This window comes from Burkholderia sp. JPY481, from assembly GCF_038900515.1.
Classification (GTDB): Bacteria; Pseudomonadota; Gammaproteobacteria; order Burkholderiales; family Burkholderiaceae; genus Paraburkholderia; species Paraburkholderia youngii.
Window position 1 is genome coordinate 1 of record NZ_JAYMRT010000179.1, and the last position, 282, is coordinate 282.

At 57.4% G+C, this 282-nt stretch carries 1 pseudogene; it reads right to left on the reverse strand.

What is annotated here, in order from left to right:
• Nucleotides 1-146: 146 nt before the first annotated feature.
• Nucleotides 147-282 (reverse strand): annotated as a pseudogene (locus tag VSR82_RS40220) (DDE-type integrase/transposase/recombinase); the annotation flags it as partial.

Sequence of the window (282 nt, forward strand, 5' to 3'; positions counted from 1 at the left end):
GTTCCAGTACCATTCGCACAGCCCGCTCACGAACTTCCGGCGAGTACCTCGGGGACTTCTTCTTCGTGTTTTCCATAGCTCCATTTTCTCAAGAAGTGGAGTCTCCGGAAAACCCGGGGCGCTTCACCCTCCAAGCGGGTCGGGTGCTTGTACAGGTACTTCCACTGTCCCTTGACCTTGATATACGTCTCATCCACGCGCCAGCTCCTGCCGACTGCGCGCTTGCGACGTCGAAATGCCTTTTCCAGAACGGACAGCAACTTGATCGCCCACCGGTGCACG